The following is a 21,098-nucleotide window of genomic DNA, read 5'->3' as shown; positions in this document are numbered from 1 at the left end:
CTTTCACTCAAGGCAATCGCATGAATCACCGTTCTGTGTTTATTATTTCTGATGGTACGGGGATTACGGCGGGTGCCTTGAGCAAACTGCTTGAGCATTTTCCAAATACCAAATTCACTACTACCCGCCTGCCCTTCACCGATAACGATGAAAAGGTACAGGCAGGTTTCGAGCATATCCAGAAAGTTGCAGATCAGGACGGCATCCGCCCGATTGTGATCATGTCTGTGGGTAACGGCGAGCATAGAAATCGCCTGAAACAGGCCAATGCTTACTTTATTGACCTGTTTCACCGCTTTATCTATCCGCTAGGCTCAGAACTCAACCAGGAGCCTCTGACAGGTGCAAGCATTGCTTACAGCTCTATGGGCAATAGCTACCATGAGCGCATGGAAGCTATTAATTTTACGCTGAACCATGATGATGGCATGACCAACACCGGTCTGGATGAAGCTGAGGTGATTCTGATTGGTGTATCCCGCTGTGGAAAAACGCCGACCAGTATTTATCTGGCCATGCAATTCGGTATCAAAGCTGCCAATTACCCATTGATTCCAGAAGATTTTGAGCGCGGCTCTTTTCCTGCGGCGGTAGAGAAAAATATAGACAAGATATTCGGGCTGACTATCAAGCCAGAGCGCCTGCATTCCGTGCGCAGCGAGCGCCGTCCCGATAGTTTTTATGCTTCACTGGATAACTGTCGCAAGGAAATTGAATTGGCGGAAAACATGATGCGCCGTTACGGCATCACATGGGCTGACTCAACCAGCCGTTCCATTGAAGAGCTTTCTGCCTTAATCCTGCAAAAAATTCGCCAGCGCTAAGGCTGGCAGTTTGTTTAATTCCCTTTAACTAACCCACAGTTAAATCATCAGGTAATTCACAGAATTATCTTTTCCTGTGCATTGATTAAGCTGCCATGGCCATTTCTGACGTTTTGGCTTTAGATTTTGCTGGTACTGGCGTCTGCTGAGGTTTCAACATATCGCCACGCCAGAAATAATAAAATTCACGCGCTACACTCAGGAATTTATGCTGGTTACCAAGCGCATTAAATAATGGCATATTTCTATCCACCATCTGGCGATAACTATGTGACTGTTTGTGAGCGACATTACGCAGCGACAGTAACAGGCATTTTGCCATGCGCATACGTTCCTTAAAAGCGGCAGGGTCAAACCCCTTGGCTTGAGAATCGGTCAGGAAAGCTTCCAAAATCTGCTTCTCTGCGGTGGACATGATGGTCTTGTCCAAATCATACCAATGCTTGAATAATTCATCTTGCGTCACCGCGGCAACCGGCACATTGCCGTTGAATACCTTAGCCTGGCTCATTGCAGCTATCGCTTTGATATCACGCACCCAGAACGAGAAAAACTCACGCACCACAGGTAACACCATTGGAATCTCGGCAGTATCAATACTGGCGATGAAGCGGTCTACAGCATGACGGTAAGCAGTACCGCTACAGGGAATATCTTTGAGGAATGCGCCTAAGCGGATAATGGTGAACTCACGTTGTATGAGTACTCGCTGACTCACACCTTGGCCAGTAAGCAGTTTGACATACGCACGTTGTGCATCTTCTTCTCTGGACATTTCCATTTGTGACTCCCATCTGCTTTTATGATTAACACTGAATGTGTATAGCTATTTATAGTGTCATCATAGAGTAGAGGCATGCGATTCAAATACACGATTAAATCCAGAAACCCCTCATAGATTATGATTTTACGACCTTGTTTTAGACGGGCTTCACAGCGACAAATTGGCGCCTGACCATCCATAATAATCCGGCACTAAGCAACGTCATGCAGAGCATGGTGCCGGCTAATTTTAGCGGCGAATCCCATATAAGCGGCACAATCACTGCCGAACTGATGGTGGAACAAAGCATTTGCATAAAGGCCTGAGCTGAGGCGGCGGTACCTCGCACTTTGGGAAAGCAGTCGAGAGCGGCAATAGAAAGCACTGGCATAGCCGCTGCCATGCCTATATTAAATAAAGCAATAGGAATAATGGCCAGCCACCATACATGATGAATTGCATGCATGACCCATAGTTGCACAGCAACATTGACAGCCGCGATCACGACCATCCACGCAAATGACCAGCGCAGCAAATTTGCGGGCGATATTTTTCCCGCAGAATGACGCGAAATCCAGGAGCCTATCATCATACCGGTTACTGTAGGAATGAACAGGAAACCAAATTGCTGGCTGCTTAAATGCAGGTGTTCGACCAGAAAGACCGGACTGGCTAATACATAAATAAAAAACGCTGAAAAATTAAGCCCCAGGCTGGCAATCAATACCAAAAAGATGCCATTTTTCAGCATGGTGAGATAAGTGTCTTTAATACCTGGGAGCGACAGTGGCACCCGTTTATCTGCCGTCATTGTTTCAGGTAAATAACGCATAGCTGCCCACAAGGAAATGGCTGCATACAGCGCCAGGAAAATGAAAATTGCCTGCCAGTGTATGCCTAGCAACAGGCCACCCAATATGGGCGCGACAGCCGGTGCAATGCCAAATAACAATTGTACTGTTGCCATCACTTTTTGCGCCTGAGCGCCAGAAAACAGGTCGCGAACCATCGCGCGTGCAACAGTATTACCTGCCCCGCCACTGGCACCTTGCAAGGCACGGAATAACCATAGGGTTTGTACATTGGGTGCGAAAGCACAGCCGAGACTGGCCAATACAAAAATCGCCAATCCCCATTTAATGGTTCTGATACGGCCAATCGCATCAGAAATGGCACCATGAAACAGGGTCATCAAAGCGTAGGGCATCAGGTAAAAGGTCAAACTCTGTTGGATAGCCACAGGATCCGCCTGCAACGATGCCGCCATCACATGAAAAGCTGGCAGGTAGGTGTCGATAGCGAAAGGTGCCAACGCAGCTAAAGCTGCCAATACATAAACCAACAAAGAAGAATGCCGCACGAAGACACTTTCACAAAAAATAAAAGATCATAAAAAAATAACAGGCGCCCAAAGCGCCTGTTGATTATAAAGCATGTAATTGCCATGATCAGGGCAAGGCATGAAATTGCTCTACTCTTTCCTTGTCGCCTTCCACATATTTCTTGGAGTTTTTGTCGGTGCGGAAAATAATCGGTTGCTCGCGCACTAAAGGATTTTGTGAGCTTAGTAATGCTTCATCAATCAAATGACGGTTTGGTGATTTGGTGCATACCGGATCGGCCATTTCAGCATCGCCACTTAGTATATAAGACTGGCAACGGCAACCACCCAGGTCATTATCCTGCTCGTCGCAGCTGCGGCAAGGCTCTTTCATCCAATCCTTACCACGATACTTGGTAAATGCTGGCGATTCTTTCCAGGCCCATTCCAGTCCATTTTCCCGTACATTCGGGAACTCCATACCTGGTAAAACGCGGGCAGAATGACATGGCAGCACATCACCATTGGCAGTGACGATCATGAATACCTCACCCCAGCCATTCATGCATTTTTTCGGACGGTCAGAAAAGTAATCAGGCACCACAAAAAATACCTTCATTTTATTACCAACACGCTCGCGGAAAGCATTGGTGGCCGCTTCGGCCCTATTCAATTGTTCACGCGTTGGCATCAGTTGGTCGCGATTCACCAGGCTCCAGCCATAATATTGCGTATTGGCCAGCTCAACGTAATCAGCACCCAGCGCTTCAGCCATTTCCAGAATTTTGCCAACCTGGTCAATGTTGAAGCGGTGAATCACCACATTCAGCACCATAGGATAACCATGCGCTTTAATCATGGCCGCTACTTTTTTCTTCAACTCAAAAGTACGGGTATTGGTAATAAAGTTACTAATATCTTCTGTCACATCATGCATGGAAAGCTGGATATGGTCCAACCCGCCTTCTTTAAATGCCTGTATGCGTTTTTCAGTCAATCCCACACCGGAAGTGATCAGGTTGCTGTAGTAACCCAGCTTATGTGCTTCAGCGACGATTTCTTCAATGTCATCACGTAACAAAGGCTCACCACCGGAAATACCGAGCTGGATGGCACCCATTTTACGGGCATCGCGTAACGCATTTATCCATTGCTCGGTGCTTAATTCATTTTTGGTGTGCTTGTCATAATCCGTCGGGTTATAGCAAAAAGCACAATGCAGCGGGCAGCGGTAGGTCACCTCTGCCAACAGCCAAAGCGGCTGTTTCTGCGTAACATTTGCTGCAACCCCATTATTCAATTGTGCCATGCTGTTCTCCTTACGGATCAATTCACCTTGCGTAACCAGGCTTTGCTGACAGCCAGGTCAAACATGCCGAGAATATCGGCTTCAATACCTTCTGCATCCGGAAAAGCAGCTTTTAACTCGGTAACGATATCGCCTACGCTTGCTTTACCATCCAGGCGCTTCAAAATCTCACCGGCACCCCCATGCAATTTCACCATACCCTCCGGAAACAGGATGACATAGCTTTGCTGCGCCTCTTCCCACTGAAAGCGGTGGTGTAAAGCAATCGCATAAATATCTGAATATTGAATATTGTTTTCCATCTGTCTTCTCTCAAATCTTCAGTCTAATCAGTCATCAGTTTTCAATCTTGATGACCGGCTGCCGCAGATAATCGCGGCCTTCGACTTTAATGTCAGTCGAAGCCAGCATGATCGAATCGGCTATCACCCACAATACATTGAGCTTGAATTGCAAGATATCCAGCGCTTTCAACTGCATTTCACGCGAGGTACTGAAATAGTCTAAAGTCACGCCCAAACCCTGTTCCACATCGCGGCGGGCTTCGGTCAGGCGCTTTTTAAAGTACATCAGGCCTTCTTCTTTCACCCATGGGTACATACTCGGCCAGGAACTGATACGTTGCTGATGAATGTGAGGAGCGAACAACTCGGTCAGGCTGGAGCAAACGCTCTCTTGCCATGAGCGCTGCTTGGCAAAATTAATATAGGCATCCACCGCGAAACGTACACCGGGAGAAACCAGTTCCAGGCTGGTCACTTGCTCACGTGTTAACCCAACTGCCTCACCCAATTTGATCCATGCTTCAATACCGCCGATTTGGTCATCTACGCCATCGTGGTCGGTAATCCGCACTATCCATTGCTTGCGCACTTCTTTGTCCGGGCAATTGGATAAAATCGCTGCATCCTTCATCGGAATTGCGATCTGGTAGTAAAAGCGATTGGCGACCCAGCACTGCAACTGTTCTTTGGTCAGTTTTCCTTCATACATCATCACATGGAACGGATGATAAATATGATAGCCCTGCCCTTTTTCCCGCAATCTGGCTTCAAACTCTTCACGTGTCCATGGTAATGCTGCCTGTGTCACTGCATTCATATTGTTCTCCTAAAGAATGATATCCATACCGTCATACGCCACTTCGATCTTGTGATCATCAAGAATGGCGCGCTCGGCGGAATCTTCCCTTAAAATCGGGTTGGTATTATTGATATGAATCAGCACTTTACGTACTGGTTTGTCTGACCCGAACTTATCCAGTTCTTCAATCATGCCACCCGGACCCGATTGCGGATTGTGGCCTATACTACGTGCGGTTTTAGTCATCAACCCCATGTCCAGCATTTCAGTATTTGTCCAGAAAGTACCATCTACCATGATGCAATCAGCCTGGTTCATCAAGGCAGGCAAATGTGGCTCAATCTCACCCAAACCAGGCGAGTACCAGCATTTTTTGCCGGTTGTGATTTCTTCGATCAAAACGCCTATGGTATCGCCAGGGTGAGGATCATTACGATGCGGTGAATAAGGCGGTGCAGCGCTTTTTAATGCCACTGCAGTAAAACGCAAGTTCGGCACATTTGGTATCTCAAAGCTGTTAGCTTGGCTGATGTCATTCGCATCAATCGCAATTTCGTGGTGATTCACACCGCAGTAATGGCCGAGAATATTCAGAATCTGGTTACCACTGGTCAAGTCTTCATAGACCATTTTGGTACAGTAAATCTCACGTTTGACCTGCCCTTCGCGCAACATAAACAGGCCAGTGGTATGATCAATCTGGGCGTCGATCAAAATAATGGCCTGGATACCGCTGTCACGGATTGCACGTCCTGGCTGTAAAGGTGGGAATTCCTGGATTTGCTGCAAAATATCCGGTGAAGTATTAAACAACACCCAATCAATGCCATTGCTGGACACACAAATAGAGGACTGTGTACGACGCGTGGCTTTAATCGTGCCTTTGCGCAAGCCATCACAGTTTTCACAGTTACAGTTCCATTGCGGGAAGCCCCCGCCAGCACCAGCACCCAACACGTGTATATACATAAATCGCTTCTGTTTTAATAATTATTGAGGTAACGAAGGCCATCATACAATAATTCACTCATCATCGTTGATAACTCTTCGTGCGGCAATGACCAATCACTCTTGCCTGTAAAGTATGACTCGCATCATACGCATGCGTTGCAAGTTCACCCTGCTACTGACAATGATTCCCTGCTCATGATTTTCATGAGCACAATCATATGGCGTTACAAAATGAAAAAGCCGCATTGAATAATGCGGCTTTTAATTTACGTCTGTTTAAATGGACTAATCTTCTTCGGCCAGTTTTTCGCGTCTGAATTTTACTGCAATCGCCAATTTTTCCAGCACAGCTACCGAATCCTCCCAACCCAGGCAGGCATCGGTAATGGATTGTCCATAATTCAATGTACAGCCCGGATAATGATCCTGCCGGCCTTCGTTAAGATGCGACTCCAGCATCACACCGATAATACGGCTATCTCCACCTGCAATTTGGCCGGAAATATCGTCAACGACTGCAATCTGATTTTTGTACTGCTTTTGACTGTTGCCATGACTGCAATCCACCATTAACACAGGTGCCAGGCCAGCATCTGCTAATTGGTCACAAACCTCACCAATACTTTTCGCATCGAAGTTTGGTAATTTGCCACCACGTAAAATAACATGGCAATCCTCATTGCCTTTGGTCGCAAAAATACCCGATTCACCCTCTTTGGTCACAGATAAAAAGTGATGCGGGCTTGCAGCGGTCTTAATCGCGTCTATCGCTACTTTAGCCCCACCGTCAGTGCCATTTTTGAAACCGACCGGGCAGGATAAACCTGATGCAAGTTCGCGGTGAATCTGGGATTCGGTGGTGCGCGCACCAATTGCGCCCCAGCTAACTAGATCTGCCGTGTATTGTGGCGATACTACATCCAGGAATTCAGTGGCTGCAGGCATGCCGATTTCATTTACTTCCAGCAAAAAGCGGCGTGCTTTTTCCAGCCCTAAGTTAATGTCATACGTGCCATCCAGGTGAGGGTCGTTGATCAACCCTTTCCAGCCGACCGTGGTACGCGGTTTTTCAAAATATACACGCATCACAATAACCAGCTCATTGCCAAGGCGGTTACGTACTTCAAGCAGGCGTTTTGCGTACTCCATGCCAGCATCCGTATCATGAATCGAACACGGCCCGACAATGACCACCAGGCGGTCATCCCCTTGGTGCAGAATATGGTGAATTGCTGTGCGCGTTTGCAGGATATTCTGGGTGGTGGTATTACTTTCCTGCAGGCGTGACAACAGCTCCGCCGGTTTCACCAAGGGTTTCACTTCGAGCACCCGAACATCGTCGGTGGCTAATTTTTCATAGGTATTCATGACTTCAAAATCTGTTCCAGCACTTCCAGGAAACGTGCATTTTCACTAAATAAGCCAATACTCACGCGTAAATAATCCGGCATTTCGTAATTGGCTACCGGACGCACAATCACGCCTTGTTTTAACAAAGCCTGATTAACAGCGCTCGCATTGGTCACTTTAAAGCTGACAAAGTTGCCAAAAGACGGAATAAAACTTAACCCTAGCTTTGTTAAACCTTGCGTTATTTGTGACATACCGGCCTGATTGACTGCATAGCTGCGTTCCACAAAGTCTTCATCCTGTAATGATACTGTTGCCGCCACTTGTGCCAAACTATTGACGTTAAATGGCTGGCGCACGCGGTTCATCAAATCGGCCAAGGCAGTATGCATGAGGCCAAACCCAACCCGCAAACCTGCCAGTCCATAAGCCTTGGAAAACGTGCGCGAAATAATCAGGTTTTCAAATTCAGCCAGCCACTTAATGGCCTCAGATTTATGAGCTACAGACAGGTACTCGTCATAAGCTTCATCCAGTACCACCACAATATTTTTCGGCACTTTTTGCAGAAAGTCTTTTAGCACTGCTTTGGAAATCAATGTGCCGGTCGGATTGTTCGGGTTGGCGACAAAAATCAGTTTGGTTTTTGGTGTAATGGCTTTTGAAAAGCCATCCAAATCGTGACCAAAATCCACAGCAGGGACTATTATTCCAGTTGCACCTGCCGCTTGCGTCACCAGTGGATACACAGCGAAGGCATGCTGCGAATAAATTACCTCATCACTGGCTGTTAGAAATGCACGTGCCGCCAATTCCAGTATGTCATTGGATCCGTTACCAAATACAATCTGGTCTGGCTTTACCTGGTATTTCTGGCTGACTGCATCACGTAGCGCAAAACTATTACCATCCGGATATCGCGCGATTTCGTAAATGGCTTCTTCAAGCGCCATCTGCGCTTTAGGACTCATGCCTAGCGGGTTTTCATTTGAGGCCAGCTTTACGATATCTATTTCGTTTAATCCCATTTCGCGAGCCAGCTCGCTGATAGGCTTGCCACCCTGATAAGGGGCAATCGCACGTATATTGGCTGGCGCCAATGCCGACAAATGAGAAAGCTTTGATGAATGAGACATATCTTTAACAGTTAAATAATGGCGGTTGGATATGAACCCAACACTTTGAGGAATGTGGCGCGTTCAGCTAATTCTTTCAATGCCGCTTGCACAGAAGGCGCCTGCTGATGCCCTTCAATATCGACAAAAAATACATAGTTCCATAAATTCTGGCGTGAAGGCCTGGACTCCAGCTTGGTCATACTGACGCCATGGCGTGATAATGGCTCCAGCAGCTGTAACACAGCACCCGGCTTATTATGGGCACTCATCACCAGGGAAGTCTTGTCTTGCCCTGACGGCGCTACGCTATGATTACCCAACACCAAAAAACGCGTGGTGTTTTTTGGGTCATCTTCAATATTTTCAGCCAGAATATGCAAATCAAACAGCTCGGACGCACGCTTGCTGGCAATCGCAGCAGCAAATGTGCCTTGGGTCGCAACCAGTTCATGAATCATCTGCGCTGCACGGGCATTGCTGGTCACCGCCTCCCGCTCTACACCAGGCAGTACCTTATTGAGCCATTCATGGCATTGCGATAAGGATTGCGCGTGCGAGAACACATGCGAGATTTGCGAAATATCCTGTTGGGCTGACAGCAGGCAATGATGCACCGGCAGTGTCACTTCGCCAACGACTTGTAATGCACTGGCTAAAAGTAAGTCCAGTGTAATACCTACCGCACCTTCGGTTGAATTCTCAACCGGCACAATCCCGTAATCTGCCTGGCCCGCTTCCACCGTGCGGAAAACTTCATCTATGCTGGCGCAAACGACTGCCTGGCGCCCTTCCCCAAATTGTTTCAGGGCTGCCTCTTCACTGTATGTGCCTAAAGGGCCTAAAAAAGCGATAGACAACTCTTTTTCCAGCGCACGGCAATTCGACATCACGGCACGGAAAATATGGCTGACGGCTTCCGGAGACAAAGGTCCCTGATTGTCAGCCTGTAAACGGCGTATGACCTGCGCTTCTCGCTCCGGACGGTAGATAACACCGTCATCTTTCAAATGTCCGATTTCACGCGCCAAAGCTGCGCGCTCATTCACCAATGCCAACACCTGCGCATCGATAGCATCAATTTTATCTCTAAATTTTTTTAATAAATCAGACATTTAAGATTCATACTTAATGTGAATTAAGAATTACCTTTTTCGAATTCCTGCATAAAACCGACTAGCGCTTGCACACCTTCAATCGGCATCGCATTGTAAATACTGGCGCGCATACCACCTACGGAACGATGGCCTTTTAACTGTAGTAGACCACGCGCATCTGCGGCTTTCAGAAATGCCTCATTCAGGCTCTCATCGCGCAAACGGAACGGGATATTCATACGTGAACGGTAAGCCGGTTCAATCGGGTTGTAGTAAAACTCGGTTTGATCCACATAGTCGTAGAGCAGGTTGGCTTTGGCAATATTTACTTTTTCTATCGCTTCAACGCCACCTTGTGCCAACAACCATTCAAACACCAGGCCTGCAATATAAATACTATAAGTAGGCGGCGTATTGATCATGCTCTGGTTTTCGGCCTGCGTTTTCCAGTGGAATACGGCTGGTGTTAATGGTGAGGCTTGTTCCAGCAAGTCCTCGCGCACAATCACCAGGCACAAACCTGCCGGGCCGATATTCTTTTGTGCACCGCCATAAATCACGCCATATTTCGATACATCAATCGGGCGAGAAAGAATATGCGAAGACATATCAGCGACAATAGGTACGCCCTTTGTGTCAGGCACATCCACAAACTCAACACCATTAATCGTCTCATTGGTGCAGTAATGGACGTAGGCAGCATCAGGGTTCAGCTGCCATTTGGAAAATGACGGCACATGCGTGAAATTATCTGCTTCTGCGGAAGCTGCAATATTGATCTGCCCGTAGACTTTGGCATCTTGCACACTGCGCTTGCTCCAGGAACCGGTAACGACGTAATCCGCCGATTTTCCATTCAGCAAATTCATCGGAATGATGGCATTTTCACCAATAGCGCCGCCTTGCAAAAAAAGCACTTTGTAATTGGCCGGTATGGCTAATAACTGACGCAAGTCGGCTTCGGTTTTCTCCAGAATGCTGGTGAACTCTTTTCCGCGGTGTGACATTTCCATCACACTCATTCCACTACCATGCCAATCAAGCATTTCAGCTTGCGCGCGCTCCAGAACCGGTTTCGGTAATACTGCCGGACCCGCTGAAAAATTAAAAATCTGTGTCATGAATTCAACTATTCTTCGCTATCGTTCTCGTCTTCATCAGTTTCAACGATTTTTTCAAGACCGGAAAGCTTCTCGCCTTCACCCAGGTTAATCAGTGTCACGCCTTGTGCAGCGCGGCCCATATCACGAATTTCTTTAACACGGGTACGAATCAATACACCACCGGTCGTAATCAGCATGATTTCGTCATCTGCTGTCACCAATCTTGCTGCAACCGCCAAGCCGTTACGCTCGCTGATTGCAATCGCCTTCACGCCCTGTGTACCGCGACCGGAGTGACGGAATTCAGACAACACAGTACGTTTACCATAACCATTTTCGGTGGCAACCAATACTGATTGCTGATCATTTTCTGCAATCAGTAATGAAAGCACTTGCTGTTTGGCAGCCAGTTTCATACCGCGCACACCTCGCGTCGCACGACCCATTGGGCGAACGTCATCTTCAGTAAACCAAACCGCTTTACCGCCGTTGGAAACCAGCACAATGTCATTCTTGCCATTGGTGACTTCTGCACCAATCAGGTAGTCATTGTCATCGAGGTTAATCGCGATAATGCCGGATTTGCGCGGGTTGGAGAATTCAGTCAACGCAGTTTTCTTAACTGTACCCATGGCGGTCGCCATGAATACATAATGGTTTTCGTCAAACTCTTTCACCGGCAGGATAGCATTGATTTTCTCACCTTCTTCCAATGGGAACAGGTTCACAATCGGCTTGCCACGGCTAACGCGGCTACCTTGCGGCACTTCATAGACTTTGAGCCAGTAAACACGGCCACGACTGCTGAAACACAGAATGTAATCATGCGTGTTTGCCACAAACATCTTGTCGATAAAATCGTCTTCCTTAGTCGCTGCGGCTTGTTTGCCACGACCACCACGGCGCTGTGCACGGTACTCATCCAAAGGCTGGGATTTGATATAACCGGTATGTGACAAGGTCACTACCACGTCTTGCGGTGTGATCAAATCTTCCAGCGACAGGTCTTGCGTATTGTGCTCAATCTCGGAACGACGTTTGTCGCCAAACTGTTTCTGAATTTCATTCAATTCTTCAACAATAATGGCCGTCACGCGTTCAGGTTTCGCCAGGATATCAAGCAAATCGGCAATGATATCCATCACCTCTTTATATTCGGTCACTATCTTGTCTTGTTCCAGGCCGGTCAGGCGTTGCAAGCGCATCTGCAGGATTTCCTGCGCCTGCACATCTGACAAGCGATAGCCATTTGGCGTCAAGCCAAAGTCTACGGATAGTCCTTCTGGACGTGATGCTTCCATAGCTGCGCGCTTGAGCATATCTTCCACCACAGTGGAATGCCAGTTGCGTGCCATCAATTCTTTTTTCGCTTCCGGTGGCGTTGGTGCGGCCTTTATGATGGCAATCATCTCATCCACATTAGCCAGGGCTACCGCCAGACCTTCGAGCACATGACCTCGGTCACGCGCTTTGCGCAGTTCAAATACAGTGCGGCGTGTAACGACTTCACGGCGATGGCGCAGGAAGGCTTCCAGCATCTGCTTCAGGTTGAGCAGTCGTGGCTGACCATCCATCAGGGCAACCATATTCATGCCGAAGGTATCTTGCAGTTGCGTTTGCTTGTAGAGGTTGTTAAGAATTACCTCTGGCACTTCACCACGCTTAAGCTCGATCACCACGCGCATGCCGGATTTATCCGACTCGTCGCGCAGATCAGAAATGCCTTCTATTTTTTTCTCGTTAACCAGCTCGGCAATTTTCTCGATCAGGGTTTTCTTATTCACCTGATAAGGCAGTTCATCAATAATAATGGACTGGCGACCACCTTTATCCAGATCTTCAAAATGCGTGCGGCCACGCATTACAACACGGCCACGACCGGTGCGATACCCCTCTTTTACGCCTACCGTGCCGTAAATAATACCGGCAGTCGGGAAATCAGGTGCAGGGATATACTCAATCAGCTCATCAATCGAAATTTCCGGATTTTTCAGCAGCGCGAAACAGCCGTTCAACACTTCATTCAGGTTGTGTGGAGGAATATTGGTCGCCATCCCTACTGCAATCCCCGAGCTGCCGTTAATCAGCAGATTAGGGATTCGCGTTGGCATAATCAGCGGTTCTTGTTCGCTGCCGTCATAGTTAGGGCCAAAATCGACGGTTTCTTTCTCAATATCTGCCAGCAGTTCATGGGCGATTTTGGACATGCGGATTTCCGTATAACGCATTGCCGCCGCGTTATCACCATCCACTGAACCAAAGTTACCCTGACCATCAACCAGCATGTAACGCAAGGAGAAATGCTGCGCCATACGAACGATGGTGTCATACACCGCGGTATCGCCGTGCGGATGGTATTTACCGATCACGTCACCGACAATACGGGCAGACTTTTTGTATGGCTTGTTATAGTCATTGGATAGTTCGTGCATGGCAAACAATACACGTCTGTGTACTGGTTTGAGGCCATCACGCACATCTGGTAAAGCACGACCAACAATTACGCTCATCGCGTAATCAAGATAACTGCGGCGCATCTCGTCTTCGAGACTGATAGGCAGGGTTTCTTTAGCAAACTGATCGGGAGACTGACTCATTCTTGACCCATTTTATAGTTAAAAATTATCTCGCGATTTTAGCATATTTAGCGGACTCTGGCTGCTTAAAACGCGGCTAAAATGGCCTGGATCAGCCTTGTAGCAGTAAAAAACAAGTGCAAAATACAGAATTAAATCTATCGTTTTACCTGCCCATGTAGAGAAGCAATAAAACTCGGGATAATAAAAAACGGTTTATCGCATTACCCGTCGTGAGGTAGCGATAAACCGTTTGTTTTAAAGCTGGTGTTAAGCTTGCGAAAGCAACTGCAAGTCAGTTTTTAAATCTTCCACGTGCTCCAGCCCTACTGCAATACGCACCAGGTTATCTTTGATGCCAGCTTCTGCCCTGGCCTCGGCTGTCACACGGCTATGCGTAGTGGTTGCCGGATGTGTGATGGTCGATTTCGCATCACCCAGATTAGCAGTAATTGAAATCAGCTTAGTGGCGTCAATTACTTCCCAGGCGGCCTCCTGCGCGCTTTGTCCGGCGCGTGGTTTAACCTCAAAAGTGACGATGCCACCACCTAATCTTTGCTGTTGTTGTGCTAACACATAATGCGGATGCGATGGTAAACCAGGGTAATACACACGGGCTACTCGAGGCTGTTGTTCCAGCCACTGCGCTATCGCCAGGGCACGTTGCGCATGCGCTTCCATACGGATCTGTAGTGTTTCCATGCCTTTGACGAATACCCAGGCATTGAATGCACTCATGGTCACGCCTGCGGTACGCAAAAATCCATAGACCGGCTCCATCAAGGTCTTATTGCCAAGCACAGCGCCGCCCAACACCCTGCCCTGACCGTCAATATATTTAGTCGCAGAGTGAATCACAATATCTGCACCCAATTTCAATGGCTGTTGCAAAGCTGGGGTGCAGAAACAATTATCAATTGCCAGGTAAGCGCCTGCAGCATGGGCTATTTCAGCCAGCTTGGCAATATCGCCTACTTCGGTCAGCGGATTAGAAGGCGTTTCGGCAAAAAACAATTTGGTATTGGGTTTTGCAGCGGCTTTCCATGCGTCAGTATCGGTAAGTGATACCAATGTCACCTCCAACCCCCAACGTTTGAGGATATTCGAAAATAACTGCACGGTGGTACCAAACACACTGCGCGAAGCCACCACATGGTCGCCCGCACTACAAATACCCATGATGCAGGCTAAAATTGCCGCCATGCCGCTGGCGGTGGCCACGCATTGTTCGGCACCTTCCAAAGCGGCCAACTTATCCTGAAACATAGTCACGGTCGGGTTAGTGAAGCGCGAGTAAATATTGCCAGGCTCTGTGCCGCCAAATCTTGCTGCTGCCTGGGCTGCATTTTTAAAACGGAAACTGGAGTTCAGGAACAGGGCTTCAGAATTTTCACCAAACTCGGTTGTCAGCGTGCCAGCACGTACTGCCAGCGTTTCCAAATGGTATTGATCACTCATTTTGTTAATCTTCCAACTATCTTAATCTTTAACGACACATTTAACTTTATAAGGTATGCAGCCAATAAAAAACCCGCTTCAGCATTGCGCTAAAACGGGTTTTTGGGCTCTCGCTTTAGCAGGATTTATAATGCGCTCGCAAGCTGAGTTCGGCTTCGTTTAAAGTTCGCCACTCAAATCAGCGCAATTTCATTAGACGCCTTCTAATGGCGCCTGTCAAGGGCTAATCTACCCCAACCAGATCGGTTGATAACAAATTCAGATCCAGTTGCGTAGTTGAGTTTGGTGGCGGTTGTTTTTTGTTGAAATCGCTACGCGCCGCCTCAATACGATTCAGGTAAGCCGCATCAATATCACCAGTCACGTACTTGCCATCAAAACAGCTACAATCGAATTCTGTCAGATGTGGGTTGGACTTGGTAATGCTCTCTTTTAATGCATCCAAGTCCTGGTAAATCAATGCATCGGCACCAATCTCGGCACAAATTTCTTCATCGGTACGATCAGTTGCTAACAACTCGTCACGACTAGGCATATCAATACCATACACGTTAGGGTAACGTACCGGCGGCGCGGCAGAAGCGAAATACACTTTGTTAGCACCGGCATCACGCGCCATCTGCACAATCTGCTGTGATGTAGTGCCACGCACAATCGAATCATCGACCAGCAAAACGTTTTTACCTTTGAACTCAATGCCGATCGGGTTCAGTTTCTGGCGTACCGATTTTTTACGTAATGCCTGGCCTGGCATGATAAACGTACGGCCAATATACCGGTTTTTGATAAACCCTTCGCGGTAATCCAGGCCCAGTGAAATCCCTAATTGCAAGGCGCTCGGGCGGCTGGTATCAGGAATAGGAATCACGACATCAATCTGTTTGTCAGCCCATTCGCGCTTGATTTTTTCGCCTAGCAAAGTACCCATGTCCAGGCGGGTTTGGTAAACAGAAACACCATCAATCACTGAGTCAGGGCGTGCCAGGTAAACATATTCAAAAATACAGGAGGTCAGTTTAGGATTTTGCGCACATTGACGGCTGAACAAATTGCCATCCATATCGATAAATACTGCCTCGCCCGGCTCAACATCACGTAACAGGGTAAAGCCCAACACATCCAGAGCAACGCTTTCAGAAGCCACGATATATTCAGTACCTTTGCTGGTTTCCTGCTTGCCTATCACCAACGGGCGAATGCCATGCGGATCGCGAAATGCCAGCAAACCAAAGTTAGCGATCATGGCAACCACTGCATAAGCGCCTTTACAGCGCCTGTGTACGCCAGAAACCGCATCAAATACCATGTCGCTGTTCAACAAGGCATTTTTGGAGGTATCTTCAATCTCATGCGCCAACACATTCAACAACACTTCCGAATCGGAGCTGGTGTTGATATGACGCAGATCTTGCCTGAACATTTCAGATTTAAGCTGTTCTGAATTGGTCAGGTTGCCATTGTGGCCAAGCACAATACCGAAAGGTGAGTTGACATAAAACGGTTGCGCTTCAGCCGCACTGGAAGAGCCAGCCGTCGGATAACGCACATGCGCTATGCCGACATTACCGGCCAGGTTGCGCATATGACGGGTATGAAATACGTCTTTAACCAGTCCGTTATTTTTATGCATATGGAAAGTATTACCATCGCAAGTCACAATCCCTGCAGCGTCTTGCCCGCGATGCTGTAGCACCAGCAACCCGTCATACAACAACTGGTTCACCGGGTTTTTACCTACAATACCGATAATTCCACACATAGCGACATCCTATTCCAAGACTAGATTACAAATTAAATGAGGGATTCATCTGCCTGGTCATGTTCCAAATGCACATGCTCGGCAATACTAGATGGTATCCATGGCAGCAAATTCAAGACCAGCACTTCAACGGGGGCACTCAACATGGCGTTGGTCCAGCGTGGGTCTTTGGGAATATCGGTCATCGCAGCAAGCATCGCCAGTATGCAGACGATCAATACACCTTTAACTGCACCGGCAAGACCACCCAGCACGCGATTTAGGCCACCCAAACCTACTGCCTTGATCAGGGTGGTCAGTAATAAAGCTAACAAGGTGCATAAAAACAGCACAGATAAAAATACTAGCAAGAATGCAGCAATCGCTTTCACCGCTTCACCAGGCACTTGCTCCGGGATATAGCTAATAACCTCACTGTTAAATTTGTTGGCTAGATAAAATGCGAGTGCCCAGCCGATAACCGAAAAGAACTCGCGGATAGCGCCGCGCATTAATCCAACCAGAATGGAAAAGCCAATAATACCAAGTACAAAATAATCAAAAATGGTCATTGCCTGATTCAGGATTTCGCAACTATTCCGCTAAAACCGGCAGCTTCCAGCTTTTTCAATGCTGCTGCCGCTTCATTTCGTGTCGCATACGTGCGCGACCGCAACCGTAACTTATTGCCAGCGGCATCGACTTTATCCGTCGCTGCTTCAAAACCGGCCTGTTTCAATTTGCCTTGCAGGTTTTCGAGGTTATTCGGGTCAGAGAACACGCCAAACTGCACATAGAATTTACCTGATGATTTATCGGAAGAATTAGGCTCTTCTTTAGATTTCGCCGCCGCAACTTTGGGTTCAACTTTGGGTTCAACTTTGGGTTCAACTTTGGGTTCAACTTTGGGTTCAACTAATGGAGCAGGCTTAGCAGTAAGTGTTTCAGCAACCGCCACTTGCGCAGGCACTGCTTTGGCGGGTTTGCTTGGTGCTGAGGGTGTAACAGGCACTTCTTCGATATGTGCTGCAGGTGTTTCTACCGCAGGCGTTGTCTGAGTGGCGGCATTTGCAGCAGGTGCAGCAGCCTCTACCTCAAGTTCAACATCCTCATCCGGTAATTCAAGTATAGGTTCGCGGTTCGCTTGTTGATTGACGACGGTAATCTCAACATCGTCATGCGCAGGTTCGACGACTCTGTCTTTCAGGACGAAAGGCAATACGATCAACATCAGAATAACCAGGGTGATGGCACCCACCAGCCGCCTGCGGGCTGTTTTCTTAAGGGTCAATTCTTTGTCTGTCACACTATCTCTTGCCATGTTGTCTTAAATTCTCACTCACATCATTTCACATATTGCTAGTCAACAGCTAGCTTGATGAAATCCATTGGTCAGGTGTTATTTCCAGGATGGCAGCCACAGTGAAAAATGAGCCGAACACAATAATTTTATCATTTTTTGCTGCTTTTTTATAACAGCTTCTTAATGCCGTTGGCAGGTCAGGATGTGTTTTCAATTGCTGATCAGAAACTTTGTGGCTCAGGCACTGCTTAAGATAATCAACACTGGCGGCACGCGGATGCTGGATAGGCGCGATTTCCCACTCATCGATGACATCATGCAGAATATCTACTACGCCGGCGATATCCTTGTCTGACAACATGGAAAATACGGCAACAATCTTACAACCATCGGCACTCAGTTGTTGCAAATTACTACGCAAGGCACGAGCAGCATGCGGGTTATGTGCAACATCCAGAATCACATCCGGCGAGCGATGCCAATATTGAAAACGACCGACCACTTTTGTTGAGGTCAACCCTTGTCGTAAATCGTCGTCTGTCACTGGTAATTTAGATTGCAGGGCGCGCACTGCATAAATCACGTTGGCGGCATTTTGCCACTGATAATCACCAAACAATGGTAGCGAACCAATGGCCAGTGAGCCATGAGCGTCACTATACTGCGTATCCGCTAAGTCCATGCGGTAATCAACACCATAGCGTTTTAATGGTACGCCAAGTGATTCAGCATAATTCAGGAGAGAAATTGGAGGTTGTACATCGCCACAAATGGCAATCTGGTGTTTACGGTAAATACCTGCTTTTTCATGGCCGATCAATTCGCGGGTATCACCCAAAAACTCCATATGATCAAGGTCAACATTAGTCACAATAGCGCAATCGGCATCGACAATATTGACGGCATCCAGCCTGCCGCCGAGCCCTACTTCGAGAATGACGACATCCAGAGGCTGCTGCTCAAACGCCCACAATGCCGCCAGTGTACCCATCTCAAAATAAGTCAAAGATATATCTTCGCGCGCTTTTTCTACGGCGGTGAATGCTGCGCATAAAACGTCATCGGCAATCAACTCGCCATTTAAGCGGACGCGCTCTTGATATTGCACCAAATGCGGTGAAGTGTAACAGCCGACACGGTAGCCAGCTGCAGCATAAATGCCTTCGAGCATGGCACATGTAGAGCCTTTACCATTGGTACCACCAACGGTGATCACGGTAAAAGGAAATTTCAGATGTAAGCGTGCGGCTACCGCTTGTACCCGTGACAATCCCATTTCTATCGATTTGGGATGTAATGACTCTATGAAGCTAAGCCAAGCCTCGACTGTGACAGGAAGCTCGGGCACATGTGACGACATCAGGCAACTTTAGCAATATTCATAAAACCGGCCAGCAACTGACTTAATTTTGCGCGCATTTCTCGGCGGTCAATAATCATATCAATCGCGCCATGCGTTAGCAGGAACTCTGCACGCTGGAAGCCTTCAGGAAGGGTTTCGCGTACTGTTTGCTCAATGACGCGCGGCCCAGCAAATCCGATTAGCGCATTTGGTTCGGCAACAATCACATCACCCAGCATGGCAAAACTCGCAGAAACGCCACCCATGGTTGGGTCAGTCAGGACTGAGACATAAGGCAAGCCAGCTTCAGAAAGTTTAGTCAATGCTGCGCTGGTCTTGGCCATTTGCATTAATGACAGCAAACCTTCCTGCATGCGCGCCCCGCCACTGGCAGAAACACAGATAAAAGCGCATTTGTTTTCAATAGCAGCCTGCACGCCACGAACAAAGCGCTCGCCGACTACAGAACCCATAGAGCCGCCCATAAACTTAAACTCGAACGCAGCCACGACAACCGGTACGCGCTCAACCGTACCGCGCATGACGATCAATGCATCTTTTTCTTTCACGTCGCGTTGCGCGCTGCGCATACGTTCAGTATAGGTCTTGCTATCCTTGAATTTCAAGGCATCGACTGGCGTGACATCGGCACCAATTTCAACGCGGCTTTCCGGATCCAGAAACACATTCAGACGCGCGCGGGCGCCCAATCTGTGATGATGGCCACACTGGGGACATACCTCCAGGTTTGCATCCAGATCAGTACGATACAGCACGGTCTGGCAGGCATCACATTTATGCCAAAGTCCTTCCGGCATATTGCGGCGCTCGCCGCTTACCGCACGTTTGATTTTTTGAGGAATTTTGTCTAACCAGCTCATAGTCTCTCCTGCTCAAATGATGTGATGCCCCTAAACGGAGTCAATCGCAGTACGTAATTCTTTCATCAAAGCCTGCACATTCGGAATCAGGTTGTGTTCATCTGACTGCTCGATTGCCAGCACCATACGGCTACCTACCACCACCGCATCAGCAATCGCAGATACCTCACGTGCAGTCTCTGCATCTTTCACGCCAAATCCCACGCCAATAGGCAAATCAGTACTACCACGGATTTCAGCCACACGTTTTTTTACTTCAACGATGTCAAGGTTACCTGCGCCGGTAACGCCTTTAAGCGATACGTAATACAGGAAACCTGTTGCCTGCTTGACAATTAATTCGGTACGCGATGGCTCGGTAGTCGGGGACAGCAGAAAAATACTATCAATGCCGGCTGTCGCCAGTTGTTTATTAAAGTCTTCACACTCTTCAGGCGGGTAATCAACAGTCAATACGCCATCGACACCGGCCTCTTTGGCTAGATTCACAAACTGTAATACACCCATTGCCTCGATAGGGTTAGCATAGCCCATCAGAACAATGGGGGTTCTCTGATTGGTTTCGCGGAAATCTTTCACCATCGCTAGCACTTTGCGCAAGCCCATTTTATGCATTAACGCACGCTCACTTGCACGCTGAATCACCGGGCCATCCGCCATCGGGTCAGAAAAAGGCACGCCCAACTCAATTACATCGGCACCGGAGTCAACCAAAGCATGCAGTAAAGGTACGGTCTGGTCTGGGTGTGGATCTCCAGCCGTGAAGTAAGGGATCAGCGCTTTTTTACCTTGCGCTTTTAATTCAGCAAAAACGGATTGAATGCGTGACATAGCAAAAAATTCTTTTTTCTAATGGATGGGCTATTTATAGTCTGGACTAGCTA

19 protein-coding genes are annotated in these 21,098 nt (G+C 47.9%); 1 reads left to right on the top strand and 18 read right to left on the bottom strand.

What is annotated here, in order from left to right; translation table 11 throughout:
* Nucleotides 1-20: 20 nt before the first annotated feature.
* The gene (locus LPA26_RS02935; RefSeq protein WP_055831292.1) at nucleotides 21-824 is read left to right on the top strand and encodes a pyruvate, water dikinase regulatory protein; all 804 of its coding nucleotides are present in this window, start codon (nucleotides 21-23) and stop codon (nucleotides 822-824) included.
* Nucleotides 825-909: 85 nt separating this feature from the next.
* Here LPA26_RS02935 and LPA26_RS02930 read toward each other — a convergent pair whose 3' ends face one another.
* The 18 genes from LPA26_RS02930 to trpA form a co-directional block, all read right to left on the bottom strand.
* Complete coding sequence (locus LPA26_RS02930) at nucleotides 910-1,605, bottom strand: hypothetical protein (protein ID WP_229007267.1); 696 nt, start codon at nucleotides 1,603-1,605, stop codon at nucleotides 910-912.
* 139 nt (nucleotides 1,606-1,744) lie between these two features.
* Entirely contained in the window at nucleotides 1,745-2,947 is a 1,203-nt protein-coding gene (locus LPA26_RS02925) for a multidrug effflux MFS transporter (protein ID WP_229007266.1), read from the bottom strand.
* Nucleotides 2,948-3,035: 88 nt separating this feature from the next.
* Nucleotides 3,036-4,217, bottom strand: coding sequence for a pyrroloquinoline quinone biosynthesis protein PqqE (gene pqqE, locus LPA26_RS02920; RefSeq protein WP_055871780.1), 1,182 nt, complete (start codon nucleotides 4,215-4,217; stop codon nucleotides 3,036-3,038).
* Nucleotides 4,218-4,234: 17 nt separating this feature from the next.
* Nucleotides 4,235-4,519: a pyrroloquinoline quinone biosynthesis peptide chaperone PqqD gene (gene pqqD, locus LPA26_RS02915; RefSeq protein ID WP_055871778.1), complete on the bottom strand. Its 285-nt coding sequence runs from the start codon at nucleotides 4,517-4,519 to the stop codon at nucleotides 4,235-4,237.
* A gap of 34 nt (nucleotides 4,520-4,553) precedes the next feature.
* On the bottom strand, nucleotides 4,554-5,318 hold the full coding sequence (pqqC, locus tag LPA26_RS02910) for a pyrroloquinoline-quinone synthase PqqC (protein ID WP_229007265.1): 765 nt from the start codon (nucleotides 5,316-5,318) through the stop codon (nucleotides 4,554-4,556).
* A gap of 9 nt (nucleotides 5,319-5,327) precedes the next feature.
* On the bottom strand, nucleotides 5,328-6,269 hold the full coding sequence (gene pqqB, locus LPA26_RS02905; protein WP_229007264.1) for a pyrroloquinoline quinone biosynthesis protein PqqB: 942 nt from the start codon (nucleotides 6,267-6,269) through the stop codon (nucleotides 5,328-5,330).
* A gap of 267 nt (nucleotides 6,270-6,536) precedes the next feature.
* Nucleotides 6,537-7,619: a 3-deoxy-7-phosphoheptulonate synthase gene (locus LPA26_RS02900; RefSeq protein ID WP_055871772.1), complete on the bottom strand. Its 1,083-nt coding sequence runs from the start codon at nucleotides 7,617-7,619 to the stop codon at nucleotides 6,537-6,539.
* Nucleotides 7,616-8,737, bottom strand: coding sequence for a histidinol-phosphate transaminase (gene hisC, locus LPA26_RS02895; RefSeq protein ID WP_229007263.1), 1,122 nt, complete (start codon nucleotides 8,735-8,737; stop codon nucleotides 7,616-7,618). The genes LPA26_RS02900 and hisC overlap by 4 nt, the downstream gene beginning before the upstream one ends.
* 11 nt (nucleotides 8,738-8,748) lie before the next feature.
* The gene (gene pheA / locus LPA26_RS02890) at nucleotides 8,749-9,831 is read right to left on the bottom strand and encodes a prephenate dehydratase (RefSeq protein ID WP_055831271.1); all 1,083 of its coding nucleotides are present in this window, start codon (nucleotides 9,829-9,831) and stop codon (nucleotides 8,749-8,751) included.
* A gap of 23 nt (nucleotides 9,832-9,854) precedes the next feature.
* Nucleotides 9,855-10,934: a 3-phosphoserine/phosphohydroxythreonine transaminase gene (serC, locus tag LPA26_RS02885; protein ID WP_229007262.1), complete on the bottom strand. Its 1,080-nt coding sequence runs from the start codon at nucleotides 10,932-10,934 to the stop codon at nucleotides 9,855-9,857.
* 8 nt (nucleotides 10,935-10,942) lie between these two features.
* Nucleotides 10,943-13,513 (bottom strand): DNA gyrase subunit A, encoded by a 2,571-nt coding sequence (gyrA, locus tag LPA26_RS02880; RefSeq protein WP_229007261.1) that lies wholly within the window; start codon nucleotides 13,511-13,513, stop codon nucleotides 10,943-10,945.
* A gap of 249 nt (nucleotides 13,514-13,762) precedes the next feature.
* Nucleotides 13,763-14,950, bottom strand: a complete 1,188-nt coding sequence (locus tag LPA26_RS02875; RefSeq protein ID WP_229007260.1) for an O-succinylhomoserine sulfhydrylase — start codon at nucleotides 14,948-14,950, stop codon at nucleotides 13,763-13,765.
* A 223-nt stretch (nucleotides 14,951-15,173) separates the two neighbouring features.
* Nucleotides 15,174-16,709, bottom strand: a complete 1,536-nt coding sequence (purF, locus tag LPA26_RS02870) for an amidophosphoribosyltransferase (protein ID WP_055831265.1) — start codon at nucleotides 16,707-16,709, stop codon at nucleotides 15,174-15,176.
* Nucleotides 16,710-16,741: 32 nt separating this feature from the next.
* Nucleotides 16,742-17,260: a CvpA family protein gene (locus LPA26_RS02865; RefSeq protein ID WP_229007259.1), complete on the bottom strand. Its 519-nt coding sequence runs from the start codon at nucleotides 17,258-17,260 to the stop codon at nucleotides 16,742-16,744.
* An 8-nt stretch (nucleotides 17,261-17,268) separates the two neighbouring features.
* Nucleotides 17,269-18,009: an SPOR domain-containing protein gene (locus LPA26_RS02860; protein ID WP_229007258.1), complete on the bottom strand. Its 741-nt coding sequence runs from the start codon at nucleotides 18,007-18,009 to the stop codon at nucleotides 17,269-17,271.
* A gap of 49 nt (nucleotides 18,010-18,058) precedes the next feature.
* The gene (gene folC, locus LPA26_RS02855; protein ID WP_229007257.1) at nucleotides 18,059-19,351 is read right to left on the bottom strand and encodes a bifunctional tetrahydrofolate synthase/dihydrofolate synthase; all 1,293 of its coding nucleotides are present in this window, start codon (nucleotides 19,349-19,351) and stop codon (nucleotides 18,059-18,061) included.
* Complete coding sequence (gene accD / locus LPA26_RS02850; RefSeq protein WP_229007256.1) at nucleotides 19,351-20,214, bottom strand: acetyl-CoA carboxylase, carboxyltransferase subunit beta; 864 nt, start codon at nucleotides 20,212-20,214, stop codon at nucleotides 19,351-19,353. Before accD ends, folC begins: the two co-directional genes overlap by 1 nt.
* A 30-nt stretch (nucleotides 20,215-20,244) precedes the next feature.
* On the bottom strand, nucleotides 20,245-21,045 hold the full coding sequence (gene trpA / locus LPA26_RS02845) for a tryptophan synthase subunit alpha (protein ID WP_229007255.1): 801 nt from the start codon (nucleotides 21,043-21,045) through the stop codon (nucleotides 20,245-20,247).
* Nucleotides 21,046-21,098: the final 53 nt, after the last annotated feature.

It is taken from the genome of Methylophilus sp. Leaf408 (assembly GCF_916856905.1).
Taxonomy (GTDB): domain Bacteria; phylum Pseudomonadota; class Gammaproteobacteria; order Burkholderiales; family Methylophilaceae; genus Methylophilus.
The sequence above is the reverse complement of the archived record's forward strand: the minus strand, read 5'-3'. Positions and strand labels throughout refer to the sequence as shown.